The organism is Dickeya sp. Secpp 1600 (genome assembly GCF_003049805.1).
Taxonomy (GTDB): domain Bacteria; phylum Pseudomonadota; class Gammaproteobacteria; order Enterobacterales; family Enterobacteriaceae; genus Dickeya; species Dickeya fangzhongdai.
Map to the genome: position 1 here is coordinate 4,834,238 of NZ_CP023484.1, position 16,588 is coordinate 4,850,825.

General features: G+C 54.7%; 16 protein-coding genes. 6 read left to right on the forward strand and 10 right to left on the reverse strand.

Annotated features, from left to right (window positions below; all coding sequences use genetic code 11):
- Positions 1-17: 17 nt before the first annotated feature.
- The gene (locus CPA59_RS21600) at positions 18-272 is read left to right on the forward strand and encodes a hypothetical protein (protein ID WP_049853759.1); all 255 of its coding nucleotides are present in this window, start codon (positions 18-20) and stop codon (positions 270-272) included.
- Between the two features lie 59 nt (positions 273-331).
- Here the strand turns inward: CPA59_RS21600 and pfkA are convergent, their stop codons facing one another.
- From pfkA to CPA59_RS21615, 3 genes are all read right to left on the reverse strand, one after another.
- Positions 332-1,294 (reverse strand): 6-phosphofructokinase, encoded by a 963-nt coding sequence (gene pfkA / locus CPA59_RS21605; RefSeq protein ID WP_038664512.1) that lies wholly within the window; start codon positions 1,292-1,294, stop codon positions 332-334.
- A gap of 257 nt (positions 1,295-1,551) precedes the next feature.
- Positions 1,552-2,454 (reverse strand): CDF family cation-efflux transporter FieF, encoded by a 903-nt coding sequence (gene fieF, locus CPA59_RS21610; protein ID WP_038917476.1) that lies wholly within the window; start codon positions 2,452-2,454, stop codon positions 1,552-1,554.
- A 129-nt stretch (positions 2,455-2,583) separates the two neighbouring features.
- Entirely contained in the window at positions 2,584-3,054 is a 471-nt protein-coding gene (locus CPA59_RS21615) for a 2TM domain-containing protein (RefSeq protein WP_038917475.1), read from the reverse strand.
- Between the two features lie 202 nt (positions 3,055-3,256).
- Between CPA59_RS21615 and CPA59_RS21620 the strand changes: the two genes are divergently transcribed.
- The gene (locus CPA59_RS21620) at positions 3,257-3,721 is read left to right on the forward strand and encodes an NUDIX hydrolase (protein WP_038917473.1); all 465 of its coding nucleotides are present in this window, start codon (positions 3,257-3,259) and stop codon (positions 3,719-3,721) included.
- On the opposite strand, the gene CPA59_RS21625 is transcribed toward CPA59_RS21620, so the two are convergent.
- The 7 genes from CPA59_RS21625 to cpxP form a co-directional block, all read right to left on the reverse strand.
- On the reverse strand, positions 3,718-4,338 hold the full coding sequence (locus CPA59_RS21625; protein ID WP_038917471.1) for a tail fiber assembly protein: 621 nt from the start codon (positions 4,336-4,338) through the stop codon (positions 3,718-3,720). The genes CPA59_RS21620 and CPA59_RS21625 overlap by 4 nt on opposite strands.
- Complete coding sequence (locus CPA59_RS21630) at positions 4,338-5,474, reverse strand: phage tail protein (RefSeq protein ID WP_038917470.1); 1,137 nt, start codon at positions 5,472-5,474, stop codon at positions 4,338-4,340. The genes CPA59_RS21625 and CPA59_RS21630 overlap by 1 nt, the downstream gene beginning before the upstream one ends.
- Positions 5,475-5,831: 357 nt before the next feature.
- Positions 5,832-6,950, reverse strand: a complete 1,119-nt coding sequence (locus CPA59_RS21635; RefSeq protein ID WP_038917469.1) for a phage tail protein — start codon at positions 6,948-6,950, stop codon at positions 5,832-5,834.
- A 232-nt stretch (positions 6,951-7,182) separates the two neighbouring features.
- Entirely contained in the window at positions 7,183-7,560 is a 378-nt protein-coding gene (locus tag CPA59_RS21640; protein ID WP_107760670.1) for a tail fiber assembly protein, read from the reverse strand.
- Positions 7,561-7,568: 8 nt separating this feature from the next.
- Positions 7,569-8,795: a phage tail protein gene (locus tag CPA59_RS21645; protein WP_107760671.1), complete on the reverse strand. Its 1,227-nt coding sequence runs from the start codon at positions 8,793-8,795 to the stop codon at positions 7,569-7,571.
- 213 nt (positions 8,796-9,008) lie between these two features.
- Positions 9,009-10,286, reverse strand: coding sequence for a phage tail protein (locus CPA59_RS23215; protein WP_255412253.1), 1,278 nt, complete (start codon positions 10,284-10,286; stop codon positions 9,009-9,011).
- 331 nt (positions 10,287-10,617) lie between these two features.
- Positions 10,618-11,142, reverse strand: coding sequence for a cell-envelope stress modulator CpxP (gene cpxP, locus CPA59_RS21655; RefSeq protein ID WP_107760672.1), 525 nt, complete (start codon positions 11,140-11,142; stop codon positions 10,618-10,620).
- A gap of 185 nt (positions 11,143-11,327) precedes the next feature.
- Here cpxP and cpxR point away from each other — a divergent pair, with 185 nt between their 5' ends.
- From cpxR to CPA59_RS21675, 4 genes are all read left to right on the forward strand, one after another.
- On the forward strand, positions 11,328-12,026 hold the full coding sequence (gene cpxR / locus CPA59_RS21660; protein WP_038664473.1) for an envelope stress response regulator transcription factor CpxR: 699 nt from the start codon (positions 11,328-11,330) through the stop codon (positions 12,024-12,026).
- A gap of 16 nt (positions 12,027-12,042) precedes the next feature.
- Positions 12,043-13,413: an envelope stress sensor histidine kinase CpxA gene (gene cpxA, locus CPA59_RS21665; RefSeq protein WP_038917467.1), complete on the forward strand. Its 1,371-nt coding sequence runs from the start codon at positions 12,043-12,045 to the stop codon at positions 13,411-13,413.
- A 239-nt stretch (positions 13,414-13,652) separates the two neighbouring features.
- Entirely contained in the window at positions 13,653-15,845 is a 2,193-nt protein-coding gene (locus CPA59_RS21670) for a hypothetical protein (RefSeq protein WP_107760673.1), read from the forward strand.
- Positions 15,815-16,588, forward strand: coding sequence for a DUF3142 domain-containing protein (locus CPA59_RS21675; RefSeq protein ID WP_107760674.1), 774 nt, complete (start codon positions 15,815-15,817; stop codon positions 16,586-16,588). The genes CPA59_RS21670 and CPA59_RS21675 overlap by 31 nt, the downstream gene beginning before the upstream one ends.

Here is a 16,588-nt window from a genome sequence, read left to right on the forward strand (position 1 = left end):
ACCTCAATAATTTCTGTATGGGTGCTCATGCCTGCGCCGCCAGCGGCGTGGGTAATAGCAAGAGTCTGGTAAAAAGTTTAGGTCAACAAATCACCCTGTGCCCGGCGAACGCCGTCATACGCGACGCGGCACAGCAAAGCGGCGCCATTATGCCAGCGAATCATGACGGTGAAGATGCACAGAGCCTCCTGCCGCCGACTGCCGGCACTCGAATCGTTCACCGATGGTTTTGCCGTTTTCTGTTTCCCAACCTGTTTTCTATTTCCAAATAAGAAATCCCGCCCTGGAGAGCGGGATTTGCTTTTTCGGCCCGGCCGTCGCCGGGCACACATCAGAACAGCTTCTTGGCGGTGTTAAGCCAGTCGCCTTTGAACGGGCGCTTCATGTTCTCGATGGCGTCGATAATATCATGATGGACCAGTTTTTCATTCTGGATCCCGACGCACCGGCCGCCGTAGCCCTGCTGCAGCAGTTCGATGGAGTACGCGCCCATGCGGGAGGCGAGGATACGGTCGTAGGCCACCGGCGACCCGCCGCGCTGGATGTGGCCCAGTACGGTGGCGCGGGTTTCACGTTCGGTTTCCTGCTCGATATAGTGCGCCAGTTCGTCCACATCGCACACCAGTTCGGTAATGGCCACGATGGCGTGCTTCTTCCCTTTGGCGATCCCGGCTTTGATCTCTTCCACCAGGTCTTCTTTTTTGAAGTCGACTTCCGGCAGCACGATAAACTCACACCCCCCGGCAATCGCCGCCGCCAGCGTCAGATCGCCGCAATGACGCCCCATCACTTCCACGATGGAAATACGCTGGTGCGAAGAAGAGGTATCACGCAGGCGGTCAATCGCTTCCACCACGGTTTCCAGCGCGGTGAAATAACCGATAGTGTAGTCGGTGCCGGCAACGTCGTTATCGATGGTGCCCGGCAAACCGATGCAGGGGAAACCCATTTCCGTCAGGCGTTTGGCCCCCATGTAGGAACCGTCGCCGCCGATCACCACAAGCGCATCCAGGCCGCGTTTTTTCATGTTTTCCACGCACACCTGACGCACCGCTTCTTCGCGGAACGCCGGAAAACGGGCGGACCCGAGGAACGTGCCGCCGCGGTTGATCACATCCGACACGCTATAGCGGTCCAACTGCACCATGCGATCTTCGTACAAACCCAGATAGCCATCATAGATGCCGTATACGTCCAGGTTTTCCGCTAACCCTGCTCGCACCACGCCACGAATGGCCGCATTCATGCCCGGCGCATCGCCACCGCTCGTCAGTACTCCGATTTTTTTAATCATGACAACCTCTGGATTTGTAGATGTAAACTCGCAGATTCTTCTATCTCAAGGCTCACAGGACAAAGCCTAACCGTTTATCAGCATATTATAACAAATACCCGTAGCTGAATTGATTCAGGTCAGGCATCACGCCCCATAAAAAGCCACCGCATATCACATTTTTACAACACTTTCTGGTATCGGCGGTGTTCTCCCGCCGTTTGGTTCGTCTCAAAAAGCACAACATGACACATGTTGCGTGCCAGCATGCTGGCGGTCTATAACACCCAGCGACCACGCTGTTCCTGCGGCACTACCGAGACGGGATCCTGATGAATGATAACGTCTGAACCGGGGAAACGCTTGAGCAATGCCTGCTCCAATTCGTCCGCAATCTGATGTGATTCCACCAGCGGCAGGTTATCCGCCATTTCGAGATGCAGTTGGATAAAACGGGTCGGACCTGAACGACGGGTCCGCAACTGATGCGCACCGCTTACGCCCGGCCATGAGGACACGATATTGACGATTTCCTGCCGCTCCTCGTCCGGCAAGGCCCGATCCAGCAACACCTGAATAGCCTCATAGGCCATTCGCAACGCACTGCCTAAAATATAGACGCCGATCCCCAGTGCGAACACCGCATCGGCCCAATTAACGCCTTTCCAGCTCAACGCCAGCGACAGCAAAATCGCGCCATTCATCAGGACGTCCGACTGGTAATGCAGCATATCCGCCCGCACCGCCTGACTATGGGTTTTGCGGATTACCCAGCGCTGGAATGCTACCAGCAACCCCGTCACCACCAGCGCGATAATGGTAATCCACATCCCCAGTTCAGGCCCTTGCAACGGCTGCGGGGTAATCAGATGCTGGGCGCCGGTCAATAACAAAAACAGCGCCGAACCGGAAATGAACATGCTCTGCGCCAGCGCGGCCAGCGACTCGGCTTTGCCATGCCCGAACGTATGTTCCGTATCGGCGGGTTGCAACGAGTAACGCACCACCAGCAGATTAACCAGCGACGCCGCGATATCCACCAGCGAATCAACCAGCGACGCCAGCAAACTGACCGACCCCGTGTACCACCAGGCGTACACCTTCATACCAAACAGAGATAACGCCGTGGCGGTAGCCAGAAAAGCGGCTGTCGTCACCAGGCGCGCGTAATGAGAATTCATACACAATTCCATTCAAGCGAGGGGGCCAGTATACCGAATTCTGGCACCGGAAAACCGTGACACTTTATTTCCGGTTTCCCGATAAGCTCCGGTTTTCCGGCATAGGCACTGCGTTCAATAATGACGGGCTTATGGCTTGCGCAGAATTTTCTGCAACCGTTCCTGTTCCCAGCGCGACCAGCGATCGCGCAGCCAGAAAACCCGCGCCGCCCGCATCGCCAGCACCCCGCCCCAAATCAGCAACGGCCATAAGAACCAGTGCGTTTGCGGGTTGACCAACAGATTGATGGCAAACAGCAACGCATTCACCGGCACAAACAGCAGCAGGCTGCGCCAGAAACGGCTCTCCTGCCCGACCTGCGTTCTGGCCTGCTCAATACGCTGCGCCAGCGATTCACCGCTCACCGCCTGCTCGCTATCCTCCTCCATCAACACCGTCACGTTAATGCCAAACGCGGCGGCAATGGCGCTGAGCGTTTCCAGGCTGGCGCGCTCCCCATTTTCGATCCGCTGGATGGTTCTGACGCTCAATGCAGACAGTTCGGCCAGTTGTTCCTGAGACCAGGCGCGGGCGAGGCGCTGTGATTTGATCGTATTCATGATGTACTCCTGTTGAATTAAACCTCGCTAACAGCCTGGGCCAGCCCCCTTCAATACACCACGACAGCAACCTGACAGCAACCCGACAGTTACCCGACATCCCCCGGCAACCGCGCCATCATGCGGATTTTGCCTGCCGACATGGACATCATTTCAGATGACGAGGAAAATACTGACGACCAGATATACGCCAGGAAAACTTATGAAACGCCGACCTGCCTCACGCCTGCTGATCCTCAATCCTGAACAACGGGTGTTGTTATTCCTGTTTCACCATACTCGTGATGCCCTTGCCGGGAAACGTTATTGGGCCACGCCGGGCGGCGCAGTGGAAAGCGGAGAAACCTTTGAGCAAGCGGCGCTGCGGGAACTGTGGGAAGAAACCGGCATCCGCCGTCAGGACCCCGGCCCCTGCGTCGCCGCCCAAAGTTTTAGCATGGCGATGCCCAACGGGGACACCGTGATAGCCGATGAGCGTTTTTTTGTTATTCGCGTCACAGACAGCGCCATCCACACTGACGCATGGACAGCGCACGAACGGGAAATGATGCGGGACCACCACTGGTGGAGCCGCGATGAACTGCTCGCCACGCCGGACACCTTCTACCCGGAACAGCTGGTTGAGATGTTGTGGCCCCAAACGGACGCGCCAACCGCACCCCGTTAGCAGGTGGGGGAAACAGGCCAGTTGATGCTTGGGGCGTGAGTCAGGTTGATACGGCTTAATTGCACCAGATAGGTTTTCCAATCTTTGAGTGCCTGCGTTTCCTGACTGGTAGCGATCGCCAGTTCCTGTGCGTAAGTCAGTTCCTGGATGCGATCATGCGCCATCTGGCGCCGGGCATCGCGCTCCAGCCGTGCTGCCTGTAACAGGCTCGCCTGATACACAATCGCATCCGTTGCCCACTTTTCCCCATCCCAGCGGTCACACTCGCTGGTGGGCGGCAACAGAGTCAGACCGGCGGACAGCTCGCCCAACACCTTGATGGTCTGTGGCTGACGCGTCTGCGTATGGTAAGCGGTATGTCCGCGAAAATCCGACACCGACTCCCAACACTGGCCATCAGCCGAGCGGCACAGCGCCTGCCCTTGCGTCACGGATTGCAGCGGTTCATCCGCATAACTGTGTGCCGGAATCCCGGTTCCCGGCATCAGATATTCATCGCTGTAACCATAGTATTCACGGGTTAGCGTATCTGCGTGATACACCCGCAGCCAGCCGGCATGGGATGCCAGTCCATCGGCCGCCAGCACGGCACGAGCTTCCTGTGTCGATATCGTCATTACGCGGCCCTCACGATGTAGTTAAAGGCGATGTTGCGGGGGCGATTATCCGGCGCAGTGGGAACGACTCTCGACACGTCAAGCATGATCAGTTGCCCCTCCCCACCAACGGAAGCGCCGACATGTGACGAATGAGTATTCTCGGCGAAAGTAAACGCTCCCGTGGGAACTGGCTGATTTGATGCCCCTCCGGCGAACAGCGCCTCCGATCCGAACGATCCCAAAATATTACGTATGCCATCTTTCTGAGCAGACAAAAGCGCCCGCTCTACATCCACCCCACGCCCATCATCCCAGCCACGAATAAATTCGCCGCGCAAATCCGGCAATACGCCCGACGGATAGACCTGTGCCAGCCGTGGATAGCGACTTTTATCAAACGCCTGGCCGTTACATTTGAGCCATCCATCAGGGGCTGTAGCTTGTGGCCAGGGCTGTGGGATACCAACGATGTCATTAATATCCAGTTTGAGTTTGGTGTTGGCCTCGGTTTTACCAGACAGCAAGCCAATAGCGTAAGCAACTGCATCAGCAACAAAAGCGGTAGTCGCCAGTTGTGTCGTACTTGTTCCTGCGGCGGCGGTCGGTGCCGCAGGACTGCCGGTAAACGCCGGGCTGGCAATCGGCGCATATTGCTTATGCGGATTAACAGCAGCGACATGATCGGCTAGTAACGTGTCGGCATAGCGTCGCGTCGCCAGCGCCACCGTCGGGTCAAATTTCAGCGTTATTGCATCGGTACGGCTGACAATCAGCACCATGCGCACCGTCTGTATCCGACCGGAGCCTTCTTTTAATTCCGGTTTATAGGTTTCCGGGCAGTTACCGACCGCAATCAAATCGCCATCCACGTCGTACAAACCGATCTCACGCAGCCAGAACCCACCTTCATTTTCCGGAATCACCTGCTCAGCAATCATTTGGTTGGTATTGTCCGGATCCACACTCAACGAATTGATCACCGCCCGGCGTTTTTCATTCACCAGTTTGGTCTGCATCGGATCCGGCGTCGGCAATACACCGCCACCATCCCCCACCCCCATCTGGGCGATTTCCAATGGTTTTCCGGTTGAAATGGCCTCTGCCAATTTTGCCTCACCGATACGGGTGAGCAACGTAAAGTATTTAGTCCCCATCGTTCTCTCGTCTGCATCTATTAAATAGCCAGTCAGCAGCAGAAGATATTGTGGTAATGCAAATACCCAATGTTCGTTCTGCTTTCTGACAACCATTATGTAGACGCACCAATAATATTACCCGCTTATGGCGTTGTGACGGTGATGGCACAACAGCACCGATTAATAATCGGTGCTGTTGATGAATCTATAGCAACCGGGTGGATATATTGACTAGCGAAAAAACCACTATTAATGAATAAAACAATCCACCTGGAATAACAAGGAAGCGTTATTCCAAGTGGACTCAATATACTTTTATTTTTACCGATATGATGACTGGTAAGTGTCAATGGTCGCGCACCGTATTTACAGATCTCACGCTGCTCTAACGATGTAGTTAAAGGCGATGTTGCGGGGGCGTGCAACACCGCAATATGGATAGGGATCAGTCGCAGTTTGACCGGACACAATGTTAACCCGGATGGACGGATACTTGGCTGAGGTCAATTCAGCGGTATCCCAGCCTACATTGGCTTTTGTCGCTGCTTCGCCAACATTATTCAACGTCGCCATGTTGATATTGTTGGCAATATCGCCAACGATGAGCGATCCCGTCTGTGCTGACAAAATAGCGCGTCCCGCATCCACCCCACGCCCATCATCCCAGCCACGAATAAACTCGCCGCGCAAATCCGGCAGCACTCCAGATGGATAGACCTGCGCCAATCGCGGGTACAACGTTTTATCAAACGCCTGGCCGTTACATTTGAGCCAGCCCACTGGCGCTGCGCTCTGAGGCCACGGCAACGGAATACCGACGATATCGTTAATATCCAGTTTTAGTTTGATGCTGCTGTCCGTTTTATTCGACTGCAAATCAATAGCGCCCGCAACAAACGCGGTGGTGGCGAGTTGCGTCGTATTGGTTCCCGCCGCCGCTGTCGGTGCGGTAGGGTTGCCGGTAAACGCTGGGCTGACAATCAGTGCATACTGTTTGTGTGGATTCGCATCACCAATATGGCTGGTTATCAGCGCATCGGCGTAACGCCGGGTTGCCAGAGCTACCGTCGGATCAAACTTCAGCGCCACCGCGTCAGTGTGGCTGACAATCAGGATCATACGCACCGTCTGTATCCGGCCTGAGCCTTCTTTTAATTCCGGTTTATAGGTTTCCGGGCAGTTAGCTACGGCAATTAAATTACCATCCGCATCGTACAAACCGATTTCACGCAGCCAAAACCCGCCTTCATTCTCCGGAATAACCTGTTCGGCAATAATCTGATTGGGGTTAACCGGATCCACACTCAGGGAATTCAGCGGTGCTCGGCGTTTTTCATTAATCAACGCAGTCTGAGCCGGGTCTGGCGTTGTCGGATTTCCGCCTCCATCACCTACCGCCATATGGGTAATATCCAGTACTTTTCCCAACGCAGTGGCATTCGCCAGCTTCGTCGCGCCTACTTGCGTGAGTAATGTCATGTATTTCAAGGCCATACTATTTTCCCTCTGAGTCATCTTAAACAGTCTCGTGACATCGCAACCACCACAGCGAAAACGCTGCCTATTTTTGCAAACCGCTTTATTTCGTTGTTACTTCTGACAACATTATGCTGAGGGGTGGGTATTAAATCGCTGAACTGACGTTGTGTCAGCCATGGCACAACACACCAGTAAAAATAAACCCGCCATAAAGGCGGGGAAAAATAGAATAAAGAGTGTGAACTATTTATTTTCCAGGCGATACCGGCCACGCTATATTGTGAGGAAAACCGCCTTGCTCTGGAACCTGGCGCAATACTTCACGATAAGAACGCCAGGCTTGCTGATCAACCGGCGCATCCGGTACCTGGGTCCAATCGCTGGCAAGCAATAAATTGTCTCGCTGCCGCCGCACTGCCTCAGCCAACTGCGTTTCTGATACAGGTGCTGGGGCAACAGCAATAGGTTTTTTCGTCAATTCATCAAAAATAATTGTGTTACCAATCGCCTGCTCAATCAATAAGCGTTGATAATAGTCATCACCTATTTCAACCGCATCATCGGGGATGTTATCACCATTAACTTCTTTACTATAAAAACCATTACTTGATTTGGAATAAAACATATTACACCTCAGTCCCCTATCGCAATAAACTGATAAGAAATATCAGAAGAAAATTCCACAGAACCACCATTACGGACAAACGCACCGTACCCTTTCAACATTTCTCTGGTGCTGTTGCTTTGTCCATAAACGGTTACACCAGTATAATTCCATCCAACAGAGTTGTTTTCTGTAATGACTACTGAGAAAAAATTATTGGGATATACAATAGGGAATGACTGGTTAATAACACCTGCCGCTAACGTTCTTCCAATACCCCATTGAATAATAATACCAGACGGCAATACCTGATAACCGTTCAACCCTGCACCGGCAACCCCTGCACCACCAATAGCTCGCCATTGCGGGCCAGTGGAAAGAAATTTTACATTTGCGCCACTTTGAATTCTCAACGTTTTCGAACCAGATGGATTATTCGGCCCGAGAATATCTAAACCTGCGCCAGAAATAATAACTGCACCATTGGAAATATTATTAAACTCAATAACTCCACCAGGACAAAGCCGTGCATCAGGCAATGTAATCGTAATATCTGCTACTTGCGATTCGATGAAACAACCAAAGGCATCACTGGTAAGTACCTTATTTTCTCTGACACCAAACGCTGATTTCATATTTCCCAACGCCCGCTGTACAAACGCGGTGGTGGCAATACTGGTATCGGCATCAAACAGTGGCGGGATAGGTGCTACGGGATTACCGGTAAAAATCGGGCTTTCAATGAGTGCATATTGCTTGTGCGGGTTAGTCGCTAAAACATGGTTCGCCAGCAGCATATCGGCATAACGCCGCGTCGCCAGCGCCACCGTCGGATCAAACGTCAGCATCACTGCATCGGTGCTGTTGACAATCAAAATCATACGCACCGTCTGTACCCGGCCTGAACCTTCTTTCAACTCCGGTTTATAGGTTTCCGGACAATTGCTGACCGCGATAAGATCGCCATCTATATCGTACAAACCAATTTCACGTAACCAAAACCCACCTTCATTCTCAGGAATCACCTGCTCGGCAATCATTTGGTTAAGATTGTCCGGATCAATCGTGAGCGAATTGATTACTCCACGCCGCTTTTCATTAATCAGCCTGGTTTGTGACGGATCCGGTGCCGGCAATGAACCACCTCCATCACCTACCCCCATAAGGGCAATTTGCAGTGGTTTTCCAGCCGAGATCGACGCGGCCAATTTGACCTCACCGACCTGGGTAAGTAATGTAAAGTATTTAGTACCCATAGTTTCTCTCATCAGAAGTACTTACAGGGGAAAAGTCACACGACATCAAGGATGTGGTACTCATGAAAGAAAATGGAATACCATACATCTCAAGTGATTCACGCCCACTGTCGCTACTTAAAAAGTTATTTTCGTGCTTAAATATAAATAACAATAAAATTTCAAATAAAAAACGGAGTCGTGAATAAAACAAGAAATTTATTTAACAATACTCTATATGGAGTATTTAGATGCAAAGACGGAAAAAGTTGCATTTCCGGATGTTGCATTACTTGTCGCAACGATAATATATCCTTCATTAATAATAAAAATATCAGAATAATCATTTGATATATCGACCCCAGCAGATACATAAGTTGTTACCTGCTGACTAGATACATTACTTTTACTGCTAGCGATTGTCATGGATAAAAAACCGTCTACTGTACTACCTTGTCGGACTACACCACCAACAGACTTGACATTTAATGGAATTAAACTACTAATAGGGACATCAATGCCTGATGAATTTTTCGAGCCAGAATAGAGCTGTATTGCAGGGGTATACACCTTCCTTCCAAAGACAGATAATACGGTAAACTTACCCGCTTTGACCGGCACAACCGTCAATAATGCCGATGCCGTATATCCATCTGGCATATTGGTTCCGCTATAGATCTCCGGTAATTTGACGGCGGTGGCGTTAACCGCGAGCAAGCCAGACGCCATCGTCACCGGATTATAAATAGCGTAAATCCCGACAAACCCTTCATCAGGGACCTTTCCGGCATCCATCCCCCCAACGCCATTCTTTGTCAGATCGATCGTTTTCTCGAATAAACCAATACGATATTGGCTTCCTCCCAAAGACGTTCCAACAATGATTTCATCGGCAACAAACCTGGCATTAGAAGAAGCGGAGGGAATATTCATCATGGCATTTCGTGTCATACCAATGACACCGGAGAATGAACTCCTCACGCCCAAATTCTCTATAAACTGAGCTTTATCCGCAATATCCGCGCCATTTTGAGCTTTAGCCAGAGCCATGTTGTCCACATACTGCCGGCTTGCCAGCACCACCGCCGGGTCGATTTTCAACGATACGGCATCAGCCTGGCCGACCGCCAGAATCATGCGTACCGTCTGCACGCGACCGGAGCCTTCCTGCATCTGCGGTTTATAGGTTTCGGGACAGTTTGCCACCGCCACCAGATTGTCATCGACGTCATACAAACCGATTTCACGCAGCCAGAACCCACCTTCATTTTCCGGGATCACCTGCTCGGCAATAACCTGATTGGGATTGGCCGGGTCAATGTTCAGTGCATTGAGCGGTGCCCGCCGTTTTTCATTAATCAGTTTGGTTTGCGTCGTATCCGGCGTCGGCAACGTACCACTACCGTCTCCCACCCCCATCTGGGTAATTTCCAGCTGTTTTCCCAGCGAAATCGCATTCGCCAGCCTGGCTGCACCAACCTCGGTAAGCAGAGCGGTATATTTTGTGCTCATAACGTGTCTCATCAGAATTAGCGATAAAAGGGACCCATGCAGGGTATGGAACCAATACCGCCACGCCCGTCGATACACGCTTTCTCAAGCGATTTCAGCCCGTTGTGGCAGTGGAGGACATTATGCTGACGGGCCAGCAAAAACGCGCGTCATGAGGGTTGGTACAGCAATGGCACAACAGCGCCGGGAAAAGGCGGTACAGAATACAGGCAAAAAAAAGCCCTCCATCAAGGAGGGCGAAAAGACAGGGATGGTGTCTATGGCAAGGAAAACAGGTTACTTCTCTACACACTACTCTCAGCACTACTCTCACTACTCGGAAAAACACGCATTACTCGGTACTCTCATCCTGCCCCTGACGGGACAGTTCCAAATTCTGGCTACTCGATCCGGATGCCGACATCTGCTGCCGCATGCTCTGCATCGCCTGTTCATGCTTCTGATTCAGAATCGATTTCTGCTCCGGCGTCAGCATGTTGTACATCTGGTTGCTCACCCGGGCTATCTCCACCTGGCGCGCAATCTGCTCCTGAACCATTCTGGCGACCTGCGCCTGCACCGCCGGAGCGTCGAATTTTTCCGCCGTCACCAGCCGATGCATAATTTCCACATCGTTCGCGTCATAGGCTGGCTGCTCATGGCGAACTTGCCGCATCAGATCACGCATTTGCTGGCGCTGATGTTCCGTCAACTTCACACCGTCAAACATGCCCTGCTGACTCTCTTCGCGTTTCATGGCAGAGTCATCGCGATAACAGTTCCCCAACTCGGGGGCGTCGTTTTCAGTCGCCATTACGGTGCCGGTTACCAACATTAGCAGTGAAGCAAAAGATAACGTGATGATGGTGCCCCGCATCAATGACTCCTCTGTAATTCACGTACGGCTTGTGTTTGCGTACGGTGTGACGTGTACTGTTTGGCGAATCGATGGAGTTAGTCTAATTGCCTTGCTGCAAACATGCGTCAGACGATGTAAAACTACGTAAAGTCATGGAATAGCGGCGATCTATGACGTATTTTGCCCGTGGAGGTAGGTAAATCATGAATAAAATCCTGTTGGTTGATGACGATCGCGAGCTGACATCCCTGTTGCGGGAATTGCTCGAAATGGAAGGCTTTAACGTCGTTGTCGCCCATGACGGCGAACAGGCGTTAAGCGTGCTGGATGACTCGATTGACCTGTTATTGCTGGATATCATGATGCCGAAGAAAAACGGCATCGATACACTCAAGGAAGTGCGTCAGCGCTACCAGACGCCGGTGATCATGCTTACCGCCCGCGGCAGCGAGCTGGACCGCGTGCTCGGCCTGGAGTTGGGCGCGGACGACTATCTGCCTAAACCCTTCAACGATCGCGAGCTGGTTGCCCGCATCCGCGCCATTCTGCGCCGCTCCAGTTGGACCGACCAACAACAGGCGGGCGAAGCCAGCGCGCCGACCATCGAGGTGGATGCGCTGCGACTTAATCCGGGCCGTCAGGAAGCCAGCTTCGACGACGAAGTGCTGGATCTGACCGGCACCGAATTCACGCTGCTCTACCTGCTGGCGCAGCGCCTGGGTCAGGTGGTGTCGCGCGAACATCTCAGTCAGGAAGTACTGGGCAAGCGCCTCACGCCGTTCGATCGCGCCATCGACATGCATATCTCCAACCTGCGGCGCAAATTACCTGAGCGCAAGGATGGGCTGCCCTGGTTTAAAACCCTGCGCGGCAGAGGCTATCTGATGGTTTCCACCGCATGATTCGGGCTGCCGCTGTATGATCAACAGTCTTACCGCCCGAATCTTCGCCATTTTCTGGCTGACGCTGGCTCTGGTGCTGATGCTGGTGCTGATGCTGCCCAAGCTGGATTCCCGGCAACTCACTCCCCTGCTGGAAAACGAGCAACGGCAGGGGCTGATGCTGGAACAGCACATTGAGGCCGAGCTGGCGAGCGACCCGGCTAACGATTTGTTATGGTGGCGACGTCTGTTTCGCGTGATCGAAAAATGGGCGCCGCCCGGCCAGCGCCTACTGCTGGTTACCAGCGAAGGGCGCGTGATTGGCGCCCAGCGTAATGAAATGCAGATGGTGCGCAACTTCATCGGCCAGTCCGACAGCGCCGATTTCCCGCAGAAGAAAAAATACGGTCGGCTGGAATTGCTGGGGCCGTTTTCCGTACGCGACGGCGAGGACAGCTACCTGATGTACATGCTGCGCCCCGCCAGCAGCCCGCAGTCCGATTTTATCAACCTGCTGTTCGACCGCCCGCTGTTGCTGCTGATCGTCACCATGCTTACCAGCTCGCCGCTGTTGCTGTGGCTGGCCTGGAGCCTGGCGAAACCGGCGCGTAAGCTGAAAAACGCCGCCGACGAAGTGGCGCGCGGCAATCTGAAACAGCATCCGGAACTGGAATCCGGCCCGCAGGAATTCCGGGCGACCGGCGCCAGCTTCAACCAGATGGTAAGCGCGCTGGAGCGGATGGTGACGGCGCAGCAACGCCTGTTGTCCGACATTTCCCATGAGCTGCGCACCCCGCTGACCCGTCTGCAACTGGCGACCGCGCTATTACGCCGCCGTCAGGGCGAAGGCAACGAACTGAACCGCATCGAAACCGAAACCCAGCGGCTCGACGGCATGATCAACGACCTGCTGGTGCTGTCGCGCAACCAGCACAAGCATGAACTGTCGCGGGAAGAGCTACAGGCGGATGAGCTGTGGAACGATGTGCTGGACGACGCCCGCTTTGAAGCCGAGCAAATGGGTAAAACGCTGGAGGTATTATCGCCGCCTGGTCCCTGGCCGCTGTTCGGCAACCCGACCGCGCTCGATAGCGCGCTGGAAAACGTGGTGCGTAACGCGCTTCGTTATTCGCACAGCCGTATCGCCGTGTCGTTCTCGGCCGATGCACAGGGCGTCACCATTGTCGTCGGCGACGATGGTCCCGGTGTTAGCCCGGAGGATCGGGAACAGATTTTCCGGCCGTTCTACCGCACGGATGAAGCCCGCGATCGCGAGTCCGGCGGCACCGGTCTGGGACTGGCGATCGTCGAAACCGCCATTTCCCAGCATCGCGGTTGGGCCAAAGCCGATGAAAGCCCGCTGGGCGGTTTGCAGCTCACGCTCTGGCTGCCGCTCTATCAACGTTGATAACCTGCCTTTTCGGGCGCGGACACCCGCGCCCGACGTCACATCCATGCCGTCAACCGATTGAGTTTTTTCCCTGCTCGGGTAGAGTGTGAACCTGTGCCGCCGGGCGAATGGCCGCGAGAAATCGCGCGCACCACCCCGCTGGCAAAAGAAATTATCCCCTCAGTCATGCATGAAGCTGCACATGCCTGATGGAATAAGTTCTTGATGTTGCCTGACACCCTGCACAGGAAAAGGACATGAAAGGATTAGCCTTACTGGCTGGATTCATCGCCACGCTTGTACAGATGCCGACATATGCTTCCGGCGATGGCGTATGCGGTTTTTCCGATGCCGATTGCGGTATGCCCGCGCTTCCCTACCTTCTGCCGGATAACGACACCCGCACCAATCTGGTGTTGCTGCAGAGCAGCCGTAATCATATTCCGCTGCCGATACCTCAGCCGGAGCCGGATCAAACTCGTTCCCGTGTCGACCCGTTCACCGCTTACCGCGTGATGGGGCTGGCCGCTACCGAAGACAACAGCGCCGGTGCGCCGGCCGACCCCAGCGCCCCCTCGGACGACAAAGCCGACGAAGAGAACGCCTCGTTGCTGCAAAAAGCCGCCCAACTGCATTTTCCGGATACCGAACTGAATAAGCTGCGCGACCTGACGCCGGTTGACCTGGATGGGCGTTGGGTTTCCAACGACGCCACCACGCTGGAGAGCTTTTTCGATCTGCTGCTGGCGGACAAGGAACTGAACGACGCCCAGCGCACCCAGTTGGCGCTGGTGCGCATGAAAATGCTGTCCAGCGATTACGGCGTCGGCGACGCCAATACCGATCTGGCCAGCAGCGTACCGGACGCCGGCCACGCCGGCGAACTGCGCCGCTACCTCGCCAACGCGGTGGCATTTTATGAAGGGCAGTTGGATCAGGCGGATAAAGGCTTCCAACAATTGTTGCCGGCCAGCCAGCCGTGGGTGGCGGAAACGGCCCGTTATATGCTGATTCGGGTATCGATTAATCAGGCGATGAAAGACGCGCAGGACGAATACAACATGTTCGATCCCCGCAAGATGGACAAGGCCGCCGGGAAACAGGCGGTTCAGCGTATTGATGAGTACCTGAAACAGTATCCGCGGGGAAAATACGCCGACTCGGCCAAAGGTCTGTACCGCCGGGCCGAGTGGATCAGCGGCGACACCGTCGCGCTGGCCGGTCGTTTCAGCCAGGTGCTGGCGTCCGCCAAAAGCGTGGATCAGTTGCAGGCCATCGGCAACGAAATTGATAACAAGTTGCTGGAAGACAACCAGTTTGTGAGCTCGGCCGATACGCCGGTCCTGATGCTGGTGCAGGATATCAAACGCCTGCGCAGCCCTGACGGCTGGATGACGCTGCCCGCGCTGACGCAGGAAGAAATCACCCGCCAGCAGCCGCTGTTTGAAAAAGCGGGTATGCAGGAAGAATTCCGCTATCTGCAGGCGGCGTTTCATTACTACCTGCAACGGGACTACGCCGCGGTGTTGAAGACCTTGCCGATGACCACCGCGGACGATATCACCAACGTCACCGCCTTCAGTAGCCAGGTGCTGCGCGGGCTGGCGATGCAACAGCAAAAACAGTGGGACGAGGCGGAAGCGCACTGGCGCCATCTGCTGATGCTGAAAACCACCTACACCCAGCAACAATTCCTGCAACTGACGCTGGCGCAAACGCTGGTGGACAGCGGCCAGCCGGAACGGGTATTCACGCCGGAAAGCCCGGTCAAAAACCTGCGTTTTCGCTCCGCCATCCTGAAAGTCAGCGCCGATGCCGAGCTGTTGCACCGCCAGACCGGCCCTCAGCAGACGCATGAAGAACGCGCCATCGCCCTGCATACGCTGTTGACCAAGCAGCTGACACACCGCGATTACGCCGGTTTTCTGAAAGACAGCGCGCTGCTGAAAACCATCGCACCGCTGAAAAGCACCGAAAACATGAGCTGGAACGAGGAAGACCTGACGGTATTCGGCTGGGACGGCAGCGACACCGAGGAAGGATACGAATGCCCGACGCTACAGGAAACGGTCACAACCCTGAGCCAGAACGCCAGTGACGCCCATGCCCTCAACTGTCTGGGCGAGTTCGTCCTGCGCACCGGCAACGGCGTCGGATTCGACTGGGGCGAAAGCAACATGCTCAACGGCCTGACGGATGCCGCCGCCCAGTATCCAGGCAAGGAATTCAATCGTCTGGACAACTACATGCAGGTGATCGCCGACGCGAAAGCCGCGCCGGAAGACAAGAGTTACGCGCTCTACCGCGCCATCTACTGCTATGCGCCAAGCGGTTACAACGACTGCGGTTCGCAGGATATCAGCAAGGAAACGCGCAAGGCGTGGTTCCGGCAGCTCAAAGCGGACTTTAAAGGCAGCCAATGGGCGCGACAGCTCAAATACTACTGGTAGTCCGTTGTACCTTTGTGCTGGCGAGCCTGCTGTGTCTGAGTTCCACAGCGTACAGCGCCACCGTTAACGCCGCCCGCTATCACGCCTTCTGGCTGTGGGCGGCGGTGCAGCCGCAACCGGTGTTGTCTCAGGCGGACACGCTCTATCTGCATCAGGGGGAAATCGCCCGCCGGAACGGCAAAACCGTATTTCTGCGTCAGGGAATTCCGGTCAGCGCCCTGCCGGTCAGGCATCTCTGGCTGTCGTTTCGGGTTTCCGAGCTGCGCCTTGGCGCACCGGAACTGCGGCGTCTGCTGCAACTGCGGCAGCGTTGGGCCGCCGCCGGCAACCGGGTCGACGGCATCCAGATCGATTTCGACGCCCAAAGCTACCACCTGTCGCACTACGTCGCTTTTCTGCAAACGCTCCGCCAGCAGTTGCCGCCCGACTGTCGCCTGAGCGTCACCGGGCTGCTGGACTGGGCCAAAACCGGCGATGTCCGGCAACTCAACCGTCTGAACGGCGTGGTGGATGAACTGGTGGTGCAGACCTATCAGGGACGGCGCACGGTGGAGAATTACGCCGCCTATCTGCCAACGCTGATGAACCTGAAACTGCCGTTCCGCCTCGGGCTGGTGCAACACGGCAAATGGGATGAACAGTGGCAGCGCCGGCTGTTGGCATCGCCGTTTTACCGCGGAGAAGTGGTGTTCCTGCTCAATCCGATACCGGCGCGCCGTTCTCCCATCCTGCAGCAACGTTGA